Genomic DNA, 16,399 nt, shown 5'->3' on the forward strand with positions numbered 1-16,399 from the left:
GGTCAGGAGGGGTGGGCCCCGTCCTGGGGTGTTGCCAGGCCCCCTGTTTCCAGCAGGGCCATCAGTGCCCGGGCCGCCGGACTGGTGGCCTGCGCGGGTGGCAGCAGGGCGATGGTCTCGTACGGTGTCTCGCCGGTGCCCTTCACCGGCAGGGCGGTCAGTGACGCGCGCTTGTGCCGGAAGTGCCGTGGTACGACGGCGATGCCCAGGTTCTCGTCCACCAGGTCGAGGAGGCTGTGCACGTCGTTCACCTCCAGCGCCACGGTCCGCCGTACGCCCGCCGCGGCGAACGCGGCGTCGGTGGTGCGGCGCGGTCCCCAGTCAGGGTGGAAGTCGACGAACACCTCACCGCCCAGATCCTCCGGTGTGACGGCCGCGCCGGCGACGGCGAGCCGATGGCTGGGATGGCACAGGACCGTCATCGGTTCGCTGGTCAGCGGCACGGACCTCAGCTGGTCGGTGTCCTCCTGCGTCCGCACCACGAACGCCAGGTCGAGCCGCCCGGCCGCGACCTCCTCCGCCAGCGCCCCCGAGCCCGCCTGCCTGAGGCAGATCTCCACGTCCGGGTGCTGCCGCCGGAACGCGGCCAGCAGCCCCGCCACGTTCACCCCGGCGATGCACTGCTCGGAGCCGAGTGCCAGCATGCCGCGCAGCACGCCCTGCACCGCGGCCACCGCCTCGTGGGCCGCCCGCACCTGCGCCAGGATCCGCTCCGCCTCGCCCAGCAGCGCCCGCCCGGCCGGGGTGAGCGTCACGCGGCGGGTCGTGCGCACGAACAGCGGCGTCTGCAGCTCCCGCTCCAGTGCGCGGATCGAGGCCGACAGGCCCGACTGGGACACCAGCAGCCGCTCGGCCGCCCGGGTGAAGTGCTGGTCCTCGGCGACCGCGACGAAGTGCTGGAGATGGCGCAGTTCCATGACTGAGAAGCGTATCCGCTGAATCCCATCGGATTCTTCTGTTGGACCACTGGCCGCAGGTCGCGAAAGAGTGGACCCGGATTCACCCCGGCGTCCGGCACCGGTTCCCCGGGCACCGGTGCCACTCGTGCCAACCTCTCAGGAGTCGCGTTGTACACCGCACACCCCGACCGCTACGCCGACATGCCCTACCGGCGCACCGGACGCAGCGGCCTGAAGCTCCCCGCGCTGTCGCTCGGCCTGTGGCACAACTTCGGCCCGGACCGCCCGGTCACCACCCAGCGCGCCATCCTGCGCCGCGCCTTCGACCTCGGTGTCACCCACTTCGACCTGGCCAACAACTACGGCCCGCCGCCCGGCGCCGCCGAGTCCGCCTTCGGCGAGGCGCTCAGGGCCGACTTCGCGTCGTACCGCGACGAGCTGATCATCTCCACCAAGGCCGGCTACCTGATGTGGCCCGGCCCGTACGGCGAGTGGGGTTCGCGCAAGTACCTGCTGTCCTCGCTGGACCAGAGCCTCACGCGGATGGGCCTGGACTACGTCGACATCTTCTACTCGCACCGCCCCGACCCGGAGACTCCGCTGGAGGAGACGATGGGCGCCCTGCACTCCGCGGTCCAGCAGGGCAAGGCGCTGTACGTCGGCATCTCCAACTACTCCGCGGAGCAGACCCGCGAGGCCGCCCGCATCCTGGGCGAGCTCGGCACCCCGCTCCTCATCCACCAGCCGCGCTACTCGATGCTCGACCGGCGCCCCGAGGACGGGGGCCTGCTGGACGCGCTGGACGAGCTCCAGGTCGGTTCCATCGTCTTCTCCCCGCTGGAGCAGGGGCTGCTCACCACGCGCTACCTCGACGGCATCCCGGAGGACTCGCGGGCCGCGAGCGACAGCCCGTTCCTGAACTCCGACGCGCTCACCGAGGAGCTGGTGGGCAGGCTGCGCGGCCTGCACGACATCGCCACGTCGCGCGGCCAGACCCTCGCCCAGATGGCCCTGGCCTGGGTGCTGCGCGGCGGCCGGGTCACCTCCGCCCTCGTCGGCGCGAGCAGCCCGCAGCAGATCGAGGACAGCGTCGGGGCGATCCAGAACCTCGACTTCGACGCGGACGAGCTGGCCCGGATCGACGCGCTGATCAAGCGGTAGGGCACACACGTGCGTGACGGGTCCCGGAGGCGGGCGGACCGCCTCCGGGACCCTTTGGCTGTGAGCTCGGCCTGTCAGCCCGGCCTGTGAGCCCGGCCTGTGAGCCCGGCCTATGAGCCGAGCCGTTCCTCCAGGCGCACGGTCACCGTGTCGCCCTCCTCCTTGCCGATCGCCTTGCGGAGGTCGGCCTTCACGGGCAGCTTGTGCGTCCCGTCGCCCAGGGCCATGAAGGAGCTGCGGAACGGATGCCCGTCCATCGTGCCGCGGACCTTGACCAGCCCGCGGGTCCCGAAGAACTCCACGGAATCCGGCCAGACGAGATAAGTCCAGCCACCGTTGTCCGGGCTCCTGCGCAGCACCGCTGTGAACTCGGCGTCCACCTTCCCGGTCGTACTCATGGCGTCCTCCGCTCGTGGTTGCCTCATCGGTCCTCACTCCATGGACCCCCTCTCGCGGCGGAACTCATCGCTCCCGCCCCATGTCACGCAGCGTGATCACGAGCCCGCCTCGACGGCGTGTGCGCCGGGTCCGTCGCGATCCGGCCAAGGGATCCGCTGAATATGCCAACAGACTGGCCAAAAAGTCATGGTGACACTGTGTCAGGAGTGGCGATACTCAAAGTAGGGACTGTTGAAAGACAGACGAGCCGCACGGGAAGCGAGGCCGCACCGGCAAGCGATCGGACGCATCGGGGGAGTGGGACGTGCACGACGAATTCCTGTGCCATGTCACGGCGTACGGCATCTGCGACGGCCGCCGCATCGGTGTACCGCTGGGCACCTACCGGGCGCCCACCCTGGCGCTGGCCCTGTGGTGGCTGCGTGACCGGGCCTCCTGGATGGCCGAGCGGCTCGACCCGCGGCCGGAGGGCAGGACCTTCCCCCCTGGCGCTCTCGTCCCTGTCGTCCACACCGCACCCGACGTGCCCGCCATGCTGCGCGCCTGGTGTGCCGACGTGAACGGACAGGAACAAGTCGCCGACCAACTGGCCGCCGGACGCCTGGTGCGGATCGCCGTCAGCGACGAGACCACCGAGTACGAACTGCTCGCCGAGTCCGTCGACGCGCTGCGCATGCAGCGGGTGAACCCGGCGCTGGTCGTCCCTGTCGCCTGACCACCCCGGTCGCGCAGGGCACACATGTGAGCGAATCGGTAGAATCCTGACATGGCGGAGCGGCCTGTCGCCTCGACCGCGCCCGAACTCGTGCTGGAGACCGAGACGGGCTCCGTGGTGATGAGCCCGAGCCACGCCTACCACGTCGGCCGCGACCCGCTCAGCGACATCGTCCTCGACGACGCCCGGGTCTCCTGGCACCACGCGGTCCTGCGGCCGGACGGCGACCACTGGACGCTGCAGGACGAGCGCAGCACCAACGGCACCTACGCCGACGGCCGCCGCGTCCATGAGGGAGGCGTGGGCCCCGGCAGCGTGATCCGCTTCGGCAGTCCCTCCGACGGCCCGTGCGCCGTCCTGGCCGGCCGGTCACCGCCGGCACCGGAGCGTCTGTCCGCGGTCTCGAACCCCGTCCTGACGGGAACGTACCGGCAGCCCACGTCCGTACGGCCGCTGCCCACCCGCGCCGTCCGCATCGGGCGCGCCGCCGACAACGACCTGGTCCTCGACGACCTGGTCGTCTCCCGCCGCCACGCCGAGCTGCACTCCCTGCCGGACGGCACCTACGAGATCGCCGACCTCGGCAGCCACAACGGCACCTACCTCAACGGCCAGCGCGTCGAGGACCGGGCCCGGATCGGCCCCGGCGACATCGTCGGCATCGGACACTCGGCGTTCTGCCTGGTCGGCGACCAGCTCCAGGAGTACGTCGACACCGGCGAGGTCTCCCTCGACGTACAGGACCTCACCGTCGCCGTCGACCACGGCCGCCGGGCGCTGCTCGACCACGTGTCGTTCCCGGTGGGGGAGAAGTGCCTGCTCGCGGTCGTCGGTCCCAGCGGCGCCGGGAAGTCCACGCTGCTCAACGCCCTCACCGGCCAGCGGCCCGCCGACCACGGCACCGTCCTGTACGACGGCCGCGACCTCTACCGCGACTACGCCGAACTGCGCCAGCGCATCGGCCTGGTCCCGCAGGACGACATCCTGCACTCCCAGCTGACGGTGCGCAGCGCCCTGTCCTACGCCGCCGAACTGCGCTTCCCGCAGGACACCGCCAAGGCCGAGCGCCGGGAACGGGTCGACGAGGTCATGCGCGAACTCGGGCTCGAAGAGCGCGCCCGGCAGCACGTGCACAGCCTCTCGGGCGGTCAGCGCAAGCGGGTCAGCGTCGCCCTGGAACTGCTGACCAAGCCGTCCCTGCTCTTCCTCGACGAGCCGACCTCCGGGCTCGACCCCGGCATGGACCGCTCGGTGATGCACATGCTGCGCGGCCTCGCCGACGACGGCCGTACCGTCATCGTCGTCACCCACAGCGTCCTCAGCCTCGACGTCTGCGACCGGCTCCTCGTGCTCGCCCCCGGCGGCAGGATCGCCTATTACGGCCCGCCGCAGGAGGCCCTGGAATTCTTCGGCTTCACCCAGTGGCCGGAGGCCTTCGAGGCCTTCGAAAGGGACACCGAACGGGACTGGGCGGGGGAGTACCGCGCCTCCCGTTTCCAGCACCAGTACGTCGCCGACGCGACCGCGCAGCCCCGCCTGCCCCGCTCCGAGCCCGTCATCATGACCATGCCGCCCCGGCCCCGCAGCCGCGGCGCCCAGCTCGGCACCCTGGTCCGCCGCTACACCGCCGCGCTCGGCGCAGACCGCACCTTCCTGGTCATCATGGTCGCGCTGCCCTTCGTGATGGGTGCCATGGCCCGCGCCCTGGCCGGCAGCGCGCTCACCCGCGACACCGCCATGAACGCGCTGCTGATCCTGTGCGTCGGCGGCGTGCTCACCGGCGCGGCCAACGCGGTGCGCGAACTCGTCAAGGAACGCGTGATCTACCAGCGGGAGCGGGCCGTGGGCCTGTCCAGATCGGCGTACCTGATGTCCAAGGTGGTGGTGCTGGGCACGGTGACGGTCCTGCAGGCCGTGGTGCTGACCCTGGTCGCCCTCTACGGCGTCGACCTCAACGCGCCGGGCGGGGACGGTGTGTTGCTGCCGCCGCTCGTCGAGATCGCCGTGGCCGTCGCCCTGCTGGCCTTCACGGCGATGATGCTGGGCCTGCTGGTCTCCGCGCTGGTGCGCAAGGAGGAGGTGACGATGCCGCTGCTGGTGCTGCTCGCCATCGTCCAGGTGGTCTTCTGCGGCGCGCTGCTGAAGCTGGACGGCGTGCCCGGCCTGGAGCAGCTGGCCTGGCTGGTGCCCTCGCGGTGGGCGCTCGGCGCGATGGCCGGGACCGTCGACCTGGCCCGGATCGTGCCCGGCGACCTCACCGGAGACCCGCTCTTCCGGCACTCGACGGGGGTGTGGCTGCTCAACATCGCCATGCTCGTCGTCCTGTCGGCCCTCTTCTACTTCGTGGTGTCCCGGCTGCTGCGCCGGCACGAACCCGTCGTGATGCGGAAGTAGAGAGTCTTGATGTGGAAGAAGGAAGCAGGAAGAAGGAAGCAGGAAGTGGGCGGTGCGATGACGACTCCCGGTTTCCGGCCCACGCACGTCGTCCCGCGGCACGGCATGCCCGCCTGGGAGGCCCCCGACCCGGCCCGCCCCACCGTGCCGCTCGACCCGCTGCTGCCGGTGCAACTCCTTGAGCGGCGCGGCGACTGGGGGCACATCCTGTGCGCCAACGGCTGGTCGGCCTGGGTCGACGGCCGCTTCCTGGTCGCCGTACCCCAGGACCCGCCCGTCGCCGACGACCCCCTCGCGGACGTCGCCGATCCGCGCCCCCTGCTCGCCCGCGCCGAACAGGCCCTGGGGGACTACCGCGCGGCCGTCGAAGCCCTCGCGGCCGGAGGCCTGGACGGTGAGTCCTTCCGGCAGCGCACCCAGGACCTGCGGATCGGGGTGGTCGTCGACGGGGAGTCCGTGTGGCTGTACGACACCGTGCAGGGGCGGTGGGTGTACGGCGACGGCATGCGCCTGAGCACCTGCGCCACGGACGCGGAGCCCGCCGCGGAGCACGTCGCCCAGCCTGCCGCCGAGCCCTTTGGCGGGGACCCGGGCCACGCCCCGACCCGCGTCGTGACGCCGCCCGACGGCGGTTCCTGATGGCGCGCGAGAGCAGCCTGTTCTCCGGCCGGCCCGCCGAGCTGATCGGCCGACGGGTCGCGGGCTACCGCGTCGAGGCCGAGATCGGCCGCGGCGGCATGGCCGTCGTCTACCGCGCCCGGGACCTGCGCCTGGACCGCACCGTCGCCCTCAAGCTGCTCGCCCCGGAACTCGCCCGCAACGACACCTTCCGGCAGCGCTTCACCCACGAGTCCCGGGTGGCCGCCGCGATCGACCACCCGCACATCGTGCCCATCTACGAGGCGGGCGAGACCGACGGTGTCCTGTACATCGCGATGCGGTACGTCTCCGGCAGCGACCTGCGCCACCTCCTCGACCGGCGGGGCCCCCTCCCGCTGCCGACCGCCGTGCGCATCGCGGGGCAGGTCGCCTCAGCGCTGGACGCGGCCCACGACCACGGGCTGGTCCACCGGGACGTCAAGCCCGGCAACGTCCTGGTCGCCCGCGGCACCGACAGCGACCATCCCGAGCACGTCTACCTCACCGACTTCGGCCTGACGAAGAAGTCGCTGTCCCTGACCGGCTTCACATCGGTCGGCCAGTTCGTCGGCACCCTCGACTATGTGGCTCCCGAACAGATCTCCGGCCGCCCGGTGGACGGCCGTTGCGACGTCTACGGCCTCGCCTGCGTCGTCTACGAGACCCTGGCCGGCCGCCCGCCCTTCCGGCGCGACGACGACATGGCCCTGCTCTGGGCCCACCAGTACGCCGACCCGCCACCCCTGACCGAGGCCCGCCCGGACCTGCCTCCACAGGTCGACGCCGTGTTCGCCGAGGCCCTGGCCAAGAGCCCCGACGACCGCCACGACTCCTGCCTCGCCTTCGTCGCGGCCCTGCGCTCGGCCGGGCGCCGGGCCACCGAGGCCGGGCACCCGCCGACGGAGGTGGACCGCAGGGCGCGGAGCGACGGGCCGAAGCCGCCGCCGGGGTGGGCGGAGCCGGTCTTCCGCAGACGGGCCTGACCGCTCTCCGTCACCCCCCGGGCGCCTCGCCCCGCCGCCGCACCCCACGGGCGAGCAGCCCGCCCAGGAACCCGGCGACCAGCCCCCACAGCAGGGCGAGGCCCACCGCCGTCCAGGTCTCGGGCCGCAGGAACAGCTCTCCGGAGAGGCCGCCGACCAGGTCCTCGATGCCCAGCACCGACAGGCCGTAGTGCGCGTCGACCCGGCCGACCAGGCAGATCATGAGGACCGCCAGGGCGAGGGCGACCGCCATGTGCACCGCGTGCTGCCAGGGGCGCGTGCGGGCCGATGAGCGGGCCGCCATCACGAACGCGGCGGCCAGGAGCAGCACCGCGTCGACGGCGACGAGCCACCACACCCGGGCGTCCTGTTCGGCCAGCGTGCGCAGGTTGAGCGTGGCGGTGTCGGGGGAGCGCAGCACCTCGTCGAGCACGTGCGGCATGGGCAGCCCGAACGGGCCGTCCACGCGGCCGTTCCAGGTGGCGCCCAGGCCGATCGTCAGCGCGAGCCAGACCAGGTTCGGCAGCCCGAGCAGGATCACGGCCAGCGTCTCCACCGGGTGGCCGCGTGTCACCGCGACGACGAGGGCGACGACGACCCCCAGGGCCACGCACGTGAGCAGCAGGGCGACCATGGCGTACGCGGCCGGACGCACCGACTCCTGGAAGCGCAGCAGACGAGCCGGCAGCGGCGCCCCGCGCGCCACCAGCAGGGCGAGCACCAGTACGCCGGCCAGCCACAGCAGGCCGAAGAACAGCGTCGGCGGTACGTCCGTGGTGAAGCCGACCTTCGGAGTGACGCCGAAGACGTCGCCGAGCTCGTCGATCGTCTCGTCCCCCACGGAGAGCGTGAACGTCTGGCGGGCGCCGAAGGACAGCGCGAGGAGGGCGAGCAGCCACACGACGGCGATCCGGGCCGCCCAGCCGGCGAACTCCCGGGTGCCGGTGACCGCGCGGTGCCGCAGCGGCCGCAGGAATCCGGCGGCGATCGCCGCCGCGCCCGTCAGGGTGACCGACAGCGGGAGCACGGTCAGCCCGGCCTCGGTGCCGGCGAGGTCCCCGGCGTTCCCGGACAGCTCGACGGTGCCGCCGACCGCCGTGACCACGGTCGCCGCGACGACCCGCGGGAACGCCCCGTCCGGCAGGTCCGACGCCCCCGCCGCCCACAACCCCAGCGCGGCCACGACCCCCATGGCCACCACCCCGGCCAGCATGGCGCCCCCGGCCTGCACCCAGCCATGCCGTGCCACCGCCCGCTCGGACCGCATCAGCGAACTCACCCTGCCACGCTAAGCAGCCCACGCTCCCCGCGCCTGCCGAGCCGCCCCGCCGCTGAGCCGTCGGCTTGCGAGGGGCGCGGCCCCGGAGCACACAATGGATGAACGTGCAGGCAAACGGCTCACAACGTGGCGTAGGTCCGTGCGTCACCCTGCCGGGAGGAAGAGCTCGTGAGCGTGGAACCGCCGTCCTCCGGGCGCCCCACGGGACCGCCCTCCGGTCCGCTGTCCGGTCCGTCGCAGCCGCCCTCGGGACCGCCGTCGCAGCCCCCGCCCTCGCAGCCCGACGATGGCGGCGCCGAGGAGCCGGAGCCGCACAGGCCCTGGTGGAGGTCCACGCCCCGGATCGTCGCCGCCACCGCGGCCGTCGTGGCCGCCGTGGTCCTGGCCGTCGTGCTGACCCGCACCGACGGCGGCTCCGGCGGCGGCAGCGGTGAGGTCTTCCTCCAGGCCGCCGGCGAAACCGGCCCGGACCCGTTCACCGAGTCGACGGCCAAGGACAGCTCCACCCCGCCGGTCACCCCGCCCCCGGCCACGGACTCCGCCCCCGCGGGCGCGGTACGGGGCGTGGACGGCGGCGCGAGGGGGCTGTACGGCGGCACCCGCAACGTCTCCAGCTGTGACGTGGAGAAGCAGATCGAGGCCCTGCGGGCCCAGCCGCGCAAGAACAGCGCGTTCGCCGCGGTCGTCGGCGTCGAGCCCTCCGGCGTCCCCGCCCACCTGCGCTCGCTCACCCCGGTACAGCTGCGTATGGACACCAGGGTCACCAATCACGGCTACCGCGACGGCGCCGCCACCCCCTACCAGGCCGTCCTGCAGGCGGGCACGGCCGTCCTCGTCGACGACCGCGGCGTCCCCCGCGTGCGCTGCGCCTGCGGCAACCCGCTCACGCCCGCGATCGCCCAGCAGGGCACCCCGAAGCGGACGGGCGACTCCTGGCCGTCGTACCGCCCCTCGAACGTCGTCGTGGTCGCACCCGCGACGACGGTGATCAACGTGTTCGTCCTCTACGACCCCGAGCGCCACGAGTGGATCGCCCGCCCCCGGGGCGACACCGGCCACAAGGACCGCAAGACCGACGGGCACGGCAAGCCGGTCTCCCCGTCCGTGAGCGTCTCCACCGCGCCGTCCGCATCCGGTTCCCCGGCGCCGTGCGTCTCCTCGCCCGCCTGCCCGCCGACGTCGAAGCCCGCACCCGTGGCACCCTCGAGCCCCGAGTCGTCGCCCTCCTCCGAGCCGCCGCCGTCCGACACACCCTCCGCCGACACGCCGTCCTCCCGGCCCGGCACGAGCGGGTCACCGGCACCCGACTCCCCCTCGGCGCCCGCATCGCCCGAGACGCCCGGATCGTGAAACGCCACACACGTTCGACGAGGGCGTAACTGTCCCGGGAGTGTCCTGCCCGGCTCGGGGTACGAGCACAGGTGCAGCAAGCGTCCGGCCAGGCCGGCCTCCGAGAGAGAACCGCATGATCGAGCACCTGGACGGGGCAGTGATACCAACTGGTTTCGACGTCCCCGTGGATCCGCTACGGCGGGCGGCGCACTACACGGGTGAACCGGGATGCATCGCCGAGGCACGCACCTTCGCCGCGCACTTCGTCGACACGCTCAGGACCGAGTGGTGCGCCACGATCGACGCGCGGCTGGGCGGTGAACTGCTCCTGGTGGTGAGCGAGCTGGTCACCAACGCGGACCGGCACAGCAACGGGCCGTACATCCTGGAGCTGGAAGGCACCGACGACGTGGTCACGGTGAGCGTCTACGACAGCAGCGTCGCCCTGCCCCTGCGGTTCCCGCGCGACCCCGTACGGGTCGGCCGACACGGCCTGGAGATCGTCCACGCGCTGGCCGCGGAGGTCACCGCGGAGCGGGTGCCGGTCGGCAAGCGCGTCAGCGCGGTGATGCGGCTGGGCGGGCCGACCGAGGAGTGACCGCCGCGGCGCACGTGCGGCGGGACCGGGACCGTCGATGCCGCCCCGCCTTTCGAGCGGGACGGCATCCGTCGTTCGAGTGGGACGGCATCCGTCGTCCAGGGGCGCGCCCTGGCGTCAGGCGCAGCCGAGTTCGCCCAGCATCCCCTCACGGAGCCGTGTGATGATGCGCTTGATCAGGCGGGACACGTGCATCTGCGAGCAGCCGAGCCGTTCGCCGATCTCCGCCTGGGTGGCCTCCTCGACGAACCGCATGTGGATGATCTGCCGGTCGCGTTCGCTGAGCTCGGCCATGAGCGGGGCGAGCGACTGGAAGTCCTCCACGAGTCGCAGCCCCTCCTCCTCCACTCCGATGAAGTCGGCGAGGACCGCCTCGCCGTTCTCGGGGCCGTCGCCGGTGAGCGCGGCGTCCAGCGACGAGGAGTTGTACCCGTTGGCGGCGATCTGGGCCTCGACGACCTGGTTTTCGGAGAGGTTCATCAGCGTGGCGAGCTCCGCCACGGTGGGCTCCCGGTCGAGACGGCTGGAGAGTTCGTCACGCGCCTTGGCCAACTCGACGCGCAGCTCCTGCAGCCGCCGGGGAACGTGCACCGCCCAGGTCGTGTCCCGGAAGAAACGCTTGATCTCACCCACGATGTAGGGGAGCGCGAACGACGTGAACTCGACTTCGCGCGACAGCTCGAACCGGTCGATGGCCTTGATCAGACCGATCATGCCGGTCTGGACGATGTCCTCCATGTCGTCCCCACGGCCCCGGAACCGCCCGGCCGCGAAGCGCACGAGGGAGATGTTCATCTCGATCAGGGTGTTGCGGGCGTACTGGTATTCGTGCGTGCCCTCTTCGAGTTCCGCGAGGCGCCGGAAGAACTGCCTCGACAGCTCCCGCGCGTCCCGCGGAGCCACGCTCCGCGGTTGCTCGACACCGGGCAGTGGTCCGCCACCCGTGCTGGTCCCGGCGGTCTTCTCGACGACCTGAGCCTCCGACCCGATCACGGCGGTGTGCATTGCCTCTCCCTAAAAGTCACGGTTCGACGTGTACTTCTCTCCGCTGCGCAAAGAAGGGCGCGTGGCCCTCTGAACGGCGAATACCCGGGGTTCCGCATCGCATGCCCCCTGAACCGTGGGAGTGACGAAAAATCGCTGCGGCGTGCACGCAGGGTGCTGATGCTCACTCTATGTTGTGACATCACCGCTTCGCAGCCCGTGTCGGGGCCGGTGACCGATCAGGAGCCGTGGCGTTTCGTCCGATTCCACCGAGGGCGCAACGCGTGAGCGGCTCCGGCGGCGGCACGGCCTCCTAGTCTGAGGGGGTGACCAGCCGAGCGACCGACCAAGCCCGCGTCATCCCCCTGCGCCCCGCGCCCGCGCCGAAGGGGACGGCCCGCCCCGCGGCGCCGGCCCCCGCACCGGCACCCCGGGAACCCCTGTGGCGCGACCTGATCGGTGACGTCCTGCGACGCGAACGCCTCGCCCAGGAACGCACCTTGAAGGACGTCGCGGAGGCCGCCCGGATCTCCATGCCCTACCTGTCCGAGGTGGAGCGCGGCCGCAAGGAGGCCTCCTCCGAGGTCCTCGCGGCCGCCGCCCAGGCGCTCGGCCTGGGCCTGGGCGACCTGCTGTCGCGGGCGCACAGTGAACTCACCCGGACCTCCGCGAGGAGCGGCCGCCCGAGCACGACGGCGTACAACGGGCTCTGCCTGGCCGCCTGACGAGCCCCGCGGGCCGGCGCCTCAGACCGTCACCGGACGCGCCGGCTCAGCACCTCGTCGGCCAGCCCGTACGCCACCGCCTCCTGTGCGGTGAACACCTTGTCGCGGTCCATGTCCGCGCGCAGCGTGGGGATGTCGTGGCGGGTGTGCCGGGCCAGTACCTCCTCGACCTGGGAGCGGATCCGCACCATCTCCTGGGCCTGGAGCGCCAGATCGGAGACGGTGCCCTGCCGTCCGCCGCTGGCCGGCTGGCCGAGCAGCACCCGCGCGTGCTCCAGCACGAACCGCCGCCCCGGATCCCCTCCGGCCAGCAGCACGGCCGCCGTCGAGGCGGCCTGCCCGACGCAGAACGTCGAGATCGGCGCCTGCACGTACGTCATCGTGTCGTAGATCGCCATCAGCGAAGTGAACGAGCCGCCGGGCGAGTTGATGTAGATCGCGATCTCGCTCTCCGGCGCCGCCGACTCCAGATGGAGGAGTTGCGCGATGACGACGTTGGCGACGCCGTCGTCGATCTCGGTGCTGAGGAAGATGATCCGCTCCGACAGCAGCCGGCTGAACACGTCGTAGGACCGCTCGCCCTGCGGGGTCCGCTCGACGACGTTCGGAATCGTGTACGTCCCCATGTCACAGTCCCATCCGTCGTCGGGCGGACGCGGGGCGTACGTCGGTCAGCGACTCGACGACCCGGTCCACGATGCCGTACGCCTTGGCCTCCTCGGCCGTGAACCAGCGGTCCCGGTCGCCGTCGCGGGCGATCGTCTCCAGGGTCTGGCCGGTGTGCTCGGCGGTGATCCGCTCGATGGTCCGCTTGGTGAACTCCAGGTTCTCCGCCTGGATCTCGATGTCCGCGGTGGTGCCGCCGATCCCGGCCGACGGCTGGTGCATCATGATGCGCGCGTTCGGCAACGCGTACCGCTTGCCGGGCGCCCCGACGGAGAGCAGGAACTGGCCCATGCTGGCCGCGAACCCCATGGCGAGCGTGGAGACGTCGTTGGGGATGAGGCGCATCGTGTCGTAGATGGCGAGGCCCGCGTGCACCGACCCACCGGGGCTGTGGATGTAGAGACTGACGTCGGTGCGCGGGTCCTCCGCCGACAGGATCAGCAGCTGGGCGCAGACCCGGTTGGCGGAGATCTCGTCGACCTGGGTGCCCAGCAGAACGATGCGCTGGGCGAGCAGTTGGGCGGCCAGATGGTCGTCGAAGCGGGTCGGAGGGGTGTCGCCCTCCTCGGCCCGCGGGGCAAGCATGTTGAGTGCAGGCATCGGGTCTCCTCGTGGTCGCGGGATGCCGTCGACCCCACTCTTGACCGCCGGTGACGTCCGCAGGCGGTTTCTCTGCCCGGGGCAGATTCGCCACGGGCAGAGTGTGCGCTCAGCTCTTCTCGCGCAGCTGCCGGAAGAACGCCCGTACGTCGTCCACCAGCAGGTCGGGCTCCTTCAGCGCCGCGGAATGGCCGCCCCGGTCGAACTCCGTCCAGCGCACCAGGTTCTCGGTGCGCTCGGCGTTGCGCCGCACAGGGGGTGTCGGTGCTACGGCCATCCGGATCAGTCGGCCGCCCGACCGATGAGTTCCGCGGCGAGGATCGGTCGATACAGGTGACCGCGTTCCACGCCCCAGGAGGTACTCATGACCACCGACGGTTTCACCACGTGTCTCTGGTTCGACGGCCAGGCCGAGGAAGCCGCCCACCACTACGTGTCGATCTTCAAGAACTCCAGCGTCGGGAAGGTCACCCGCTACACCGAGGCCGGACCGGGCAACGCCGGGTCCGTGCTCACCGTGGACTTCACGGCGAACGGCCAGAAGTTCGTCGCACTGAACGGCGGCCCCGAGTTCAAGTTCAACGAGGCGATCTCCTTCCAGATCGACTGCGCCGACCAGGAGGAGGTCGACTTCTACTGGAACAAGCTCCTCGAGGGCGGCGGCGAGCCCGGCCCCTGCGGCTGGCTCAAGGACAAGTACGGCGTGTCCTGGCAGGTCGTCCCCAGCGCGCTCATGGAGATGGTCACCGGCCCCGACCAGGAGAAGGCCGCCCGGGCCATGAAGGCCATGCTCGCCATGGGCAAGCTCGACATCGCCGCCCTGAAGAAGGCGTACGACGGCGAGTGACCGACCCGCCGAGGGCACGGGCCCGGCCGGCCCATGCCCTCGAGGCCGGCCCCACGCGGCCCGGGGCGCTACGCGGCCTCGGCCAGGATCTCCCCGATCACATGCCGTGAGTTCTCGGCGAGCACCGGGTTGGTGTCCCAGTAGTACGGCAGCTGGATGAGGGAGATCGACAGCGCCCAGCCCCGGCCACGCGCCCACTCGGCGTCGTCCGCGCCCACCGCCTCCCGGAAGGTGGCGCGGGCCGACGCCGGAAGCAGGTTCCAGGCCACGATCAGGTCGACGGCGGGGTCGCCCACGCCCACGCTGCCGAAGTCGATCACCGCCGCCAGGCGCCCGTCCCCGACCAGCACGTTCCCGGGCGACAGATCACCGTGCGCCCACACGGGCGGCGCGGTCCGCAGCGGGACGTGCAGGGCCTCCTCCCACAGGGCCGTCACCGCGTCCGTGTCGACCCTGCCCCCCAGCTGGTCGATCGCGGAGCGGGTGAACTCGTCCCGGGAGGCCAGGGGGACACCACGGTGGTTGGGCGGCCCGCCCCGCGCATCGATCCCCCGCAGGGCCGTGATGTACGCCGCGAGGTCCTCGGCGAGCGCCGTGGGCTTCTCGACGGCGCCCGCGACGGGATTGCGCCCGTCGAGCCAGCGGTACACCGACCAGGGCCACGGGAATCCCGCGCCGGGCCCGCCCAGTCCCACCGGCTCGGGCGCCGCGACGGGCAGCCGCGGTCCGAGCCGGGGCAGCCAGCGCTGTTCGTGCTCCACGCTCTGAACGGCACCCGGATACCGGGGGAGCCGCACGACGAAGTCTGTGCCCAGCCGGAACATCGCGTTCTCCGTGCCGGAGGACTTCAGCCGCTCCACGGGCAGCGACGCCCACCGCGGGAACTGCTTCGCGATCAGCCCGGCCACCAGCGGGGCGTCGAGGTCGATCTCGTCCGGCCGCATCTTCATGTTCATGGCACACACGTGCCCATGACACCGTTCCGACGGCCGGGTTGTCGACCGAATTGGACGCCCCGTCAGGGCCCTGGAGGTGCGCACGCCGGAGGGCGGCGCTCAGGAAAGGTCGTTCACCAGGACGGCTGCCCCGTCGAAACGGCCGGCCTTGAGATCGCCCAGCGCCTCGGCGGCCCGCGACAGTGGATAGGTGTGTGTGGTCGCGCGTACGCCGTGCCGGGCGGCCAGCGCCAGGAACTCCCGCCCGTCCTCGCGGGTGTTGGAGGTGACGCTGCGCAGCTCCTTCTCGTAGAACAGCTCGCTCTCGTAGCGCAGCGGCGGCACGTCGCTCAGGTGGATGCCCGCGACGGCCAGCACGCCGCCCCGGTCCAGGGCCCGCAGCGCGACCGGCACCAGGTCGCCGACCGGGGCGAACAGGATCGCGCTGTCCAACGGCTCGGGCGGCGGGTCGTACGCGTCGCCCGCGGAGGCGGCCCCCAGGCCGAGCGCCAGTCGCCGCGCCGCCGCCCCGCGTGTCAGGACGTGCACCGTGGCGCCCTCGGCCAGTGCCACCTGCGCGCACAGATGGGCGCTGCCGCCGAAGCCGTACAGGCCGAGCCGTCCGCCCGACGGCAGGGCGGCGCGGCGCAGCGCGCGGAAGCCGATGATGCCCGCGCACAGCAGCGGCGCGAGCGCCACGTCGTCGACGCCGCCGGGCAGCGTGTAGGCGAACGCCGCCGGTACGGTCGTGTACTCGGCGTAACCGCCGTCGGCGTCCCAGCCGGTGTACCGCGAGCCGGGGCACAGGTTCTCCGACCCGCGCGCGCAGTACCCGCAGGTCCCGTCCGTGCGGCGCAGCCAGGCCACGCCCACCCGGTCGCCGAGCGCGAAGCCGCGCACCGCCGACCCGAGCCCCGCCACCACGCCCACCACCTCGTGCCCCGGCGTCACGCCCGGCCGGTGCACCGGCAGATCCCCCTCGGTGACGTGCAGGTCGGTACGGCACACCCCGCACGCGCGCATGTGCACGAGCAGCTCGTCGGCGCCGGGCACGGGCACCGGCTTCTCGACGAGCCGCAGGGAGCCGTCCTCGACCGGGCCCGGCGCCACCACCGACCACGCGCCCATCGTCCCGTCCGCGTCCGCCATGCCACCGCCCCGTCCGTCCGCCCGAGACCTCCAGTCTCGTGCGGAAGCAGGCATTCGGCGCGCGAGCGGACCGACGGGTGACTAGCGTGAGGAT

17 protein-coding genes and 1 pseudogene are annotated in these 16,399 nt (G+C 72.2%); 9 read left to right on the forward strand and 9 right to left on the reverse strand.

Annotation, left to right across the window (positions count from 1 at the left end):
- Positions 1-2 precede the first annotated feature (2 nt).
- A complete protein-coding gene (locus ACFYWX_RS23535; RefSeq protein ID WP_389426033.1) occupies positions 3-917 on the reverse strand; it encodes a LysR substrate-binding domain-containing protein in 915 nt (304 codons plus the stop codon).
- 150 nt (positions 918-1,067) lie between these two features.
- On the opposite strand from ACFYWX_RS23535, the gene mgrA reads away from it, so the two are divergent.
- Positions 1,068-2,060: an L-glyceraldehyde 3-phosphate reductase gene (gene mgrA, locus ACFYWX_RS23540; protein ID WP_389426034.1), complete on the forward strand. Its 993-nt coding sequence runs from the start codon at positions 1,068-1,070 to the stop codon at positions 2,058-2,060.
- A gap of 110 nt (positions 2,061-2,170) precedes the next feature.
- Here mgrA and ACFYWX_RS23545 read toward each other — a convergent pair whose 3' ends face one another.
- A complete protein-coding gene (locus ACFYWX_RS23545; protein WP_389426035.1) occupies positions 2,171-2,458 on the reverse strand; it encodes a DUF1905 domain-containing protein in 288 nt (95 codons plus the stop codon).
- A 305-nt stretch (positions 2,459-2,763) separates the two neighbouring features.
- Between ACFYWX_RS23545 and ACFYWX_RS23550 the strand changes: the two genes are divergently transcribed.
- The 4 genes from ACFYWX_RS23550 to ACFYWX_RS23565 are packed head-to-tail and all read left to right on the forward strand — an operon-like array spanning position 2,764 to position 7,190.
- Entirely contained in the window at positions 2,764-3,174 is a 411-nt protein-coding gene (locus tag ACFYWX_RS23550; RefSeq protein WP_389426036.1) for a hypothetical protein, read from the forward strand.
- 51 nt (positions 3,175-3,225) lie between these two features.
- Positions 3,226-5,568, forward strand: coding sequence for an FHA domain-containing protein (locus tag ACFYWX_RS23555; protein WP_389426037.1), 2,343 nt, complete (start codon positions 3,226-3,228; stop codon positions 5,566-5,568).
- A gap of 57 nt (positions 5,569-5,625) precedes the next feature.
- On the forward strand, positions 5,626-6,207 hold the full coding sequence (locus tag ACFYWX_RS23560; protein WP_389426038.1) for a hypothetical protein: 582 nt from the start codon (positions 5,626-5,628) through the stop codon (positions 6,205-6,207).
- Entirely contained in the window at positions 6,207-7,190 is a 984-nt protein-coding gene (locus tag ACFYWX_RS23565; protein WP_389426039.1) for a serine/threonine-protein kinase, read from the forward strand. The genes ACFYWX_RS23560 and ACFYWX_RS23565 overlap by 1 nt, the downstream gene beginning before the upstream one ends.
- A 10-nt stretch (positions 7,191-7,200) precedes the next feature.
- On the opposite strand, the gene ACFYWX_RS23570 is transcribed toward ACFYWX_RS23565, so the two are convergent.
- A complete protein-coding gene (locus ACFYWX_RS23570; protein ID WP_389426102.1) occupies positions 7,201-8,457 on the reverse strand; it encodes a streptophobe family protein in 1,257 nt (418 codons plus the stop codon).
- Between the two features lie 180 nt (positions 8,458-8,637).
- On the opposite strand from ACFYWX_RS23570, the gene ACFYWX_RS23575 reads away from it, so the two are divergent.
- Together ACFYWX_RS23575 and ACFYWX_RS23580 are read left to right on the forward strand one after the other, a co-directional pair.
- A complete protein-coding gene (locus ACFYWX_RS23575) occupies positions 8,638-9,819 on the forward strand; it encodes a DUF6777 domain-containing protein (protein WP_389426040.1) in 1,182 nt (393 codons plus the stop codon).
- Between the two features lie 115 nt (positions 9,820-9,934).
- The gene (locus ACFYWX_RS23580) at positions 9,935-10,399 is read left to right on the forward strand and encodes an ATP-binding protein (RefSeq protein WP_389426041.1); all 465 of its coding nucleotides are present in this window, start codon (positions 9,935-9,937) and stop codon (positions 10,397-10,399) included.
- Between the two features lie 117 nt (positions 10,400-10,516).
- On the opposite strand, the gene ACFYWX_RS23585 is transcribed toward ACFYWX_RS23580, so the two are convergent.
- On the reverse strand, positions 10,517-11,404 hold the full coding sequence (locus ACFYWX_RS23585) for an RNA polymerase sigma factor SigF (protein ID WP_389426042.1): 888 nt from the start codon (positions 11,402-11,404) through the stop codon (positions 10,517-10,519).
- Positions 11,405-11,709: 305 nt separating this feature from the next.
- On the opposite strand from ACFYWX_RS23585, the gene ACFYWX_RS23590 reads away from it, so the two are divergent.
- The gene (locus ACFYWX_RS23590; RefSeq protein ID WP_389426043.1) at positions 11,710-12,108 is read left to right on the forward strand and encodes a helix-turn-helix domain-containing protein; all 399 of its coding nucleotides are present in this window, start codon (positions 11,710-11,712) and stop codon (positions 12,106-12,108) included.
- 29 nt (positions 12,109-12,137) lie between these two features.
- Here ACFYWX_RS23590 and ACFYWX_RS23595 read toward each other — a convergent pair whose 3' ends face one another.
- The 3 genes and pseudogenes from ACFYWX_RS23595 to ACFYWX_RS23605 form a co-directional block, all read right to left on the reverse strand.
- Positions 12,138-12,734, reverse strand: a complete 597-nt coding sequence (locus tag ACFYWX_RS23595) for a ClpP family protease (RefSeq protein WP_389426044.1) — start codon at positions 12,732-12,734, stop codon at positions 12,138-12,140.
- Between the two features lies 1 nt (position 12,735).
- Positions 12,736-13,374, reverse strand: a complete 639-nt coding sequence (locus tag ACFYWX_RS23600) for an ATP-dependent Clp protease proteolytic subunit (protein ID WP_389426045.1) — start codon at positions 13,372-13,374, stop codon at positions 12,736-12,738.
- Between the two features lie 109 nt (positions 13,375-13,483).
- Positions 13,484-13,627 (reverse strand): annotated as a pseudogene (locus ACFYWX_RS23605) (epoxide hydrolase); the annotation flags it as partial.
- 111 nt (positions 13,628-13,738) lie between these two features.
- On the opposite strand from ACFYWX_RS23605, the gene ACFYWX_RS23610 reads away from it, so the two are divergent.
- The gene (locus ACFYWX_RS23610; RefSeq protein ID WP_389426046.1) at positions 13,739-14,221 is read left to right on the forward strand and encodes a VOC family protein; all 483 of its coding nucleotides are present in this window, start codon (positions 13,739-13,741) and stop codon (positions 14,219-14,221) included.
- 68 nt (positions 14,222-14,289) lie between these two features.
- Here ACFYWX_RS23610 and ACFYWX_RS23615 read toward each other — a convergent pair whose 3' ends face one another.
- Together ACFYWX_RS23615 and ACFYWX_RS23620 are read right to left on the reverse strand one after the other, a co-directional pair.
- Positions 14,290-15,177: an aminoglycoside phosphotransferase family protein gene (locus ACFYWX_RS23615; protein ID WP_389426047.1), complete on the reverse strand. Its 888-nt coding sequence runs from the start codon at positions 15,175-15,177 to the stop codon at positions 14,290-14,292.
- Between the two features lie 99 nt (positions 15,178-15,276).
- Positions 15,277-16,284 (reverse strand): zinc-binding alcohol dehydrogenase family protein, encoded by a 1,008-nt coding sequence (locus ACFYWX_RS23620; RefSeq protein WP_389426103.1) that lies wholly within the window; start codon positions 16,282-16,284, stop codon positions 15,277-15,279.
- Positions 16,285-16,399: the final 115 nt, after the last annotated feature.

The sequence above is a fragment of the Streptomyces sp. NPDC002888 genome, from assembly GCF_042888465.1.
Lineage (GTDB): Bacteria > Actinomycetota > Actinomycetes > Streptomycetales > Streptomycetaceae > Streptomyces.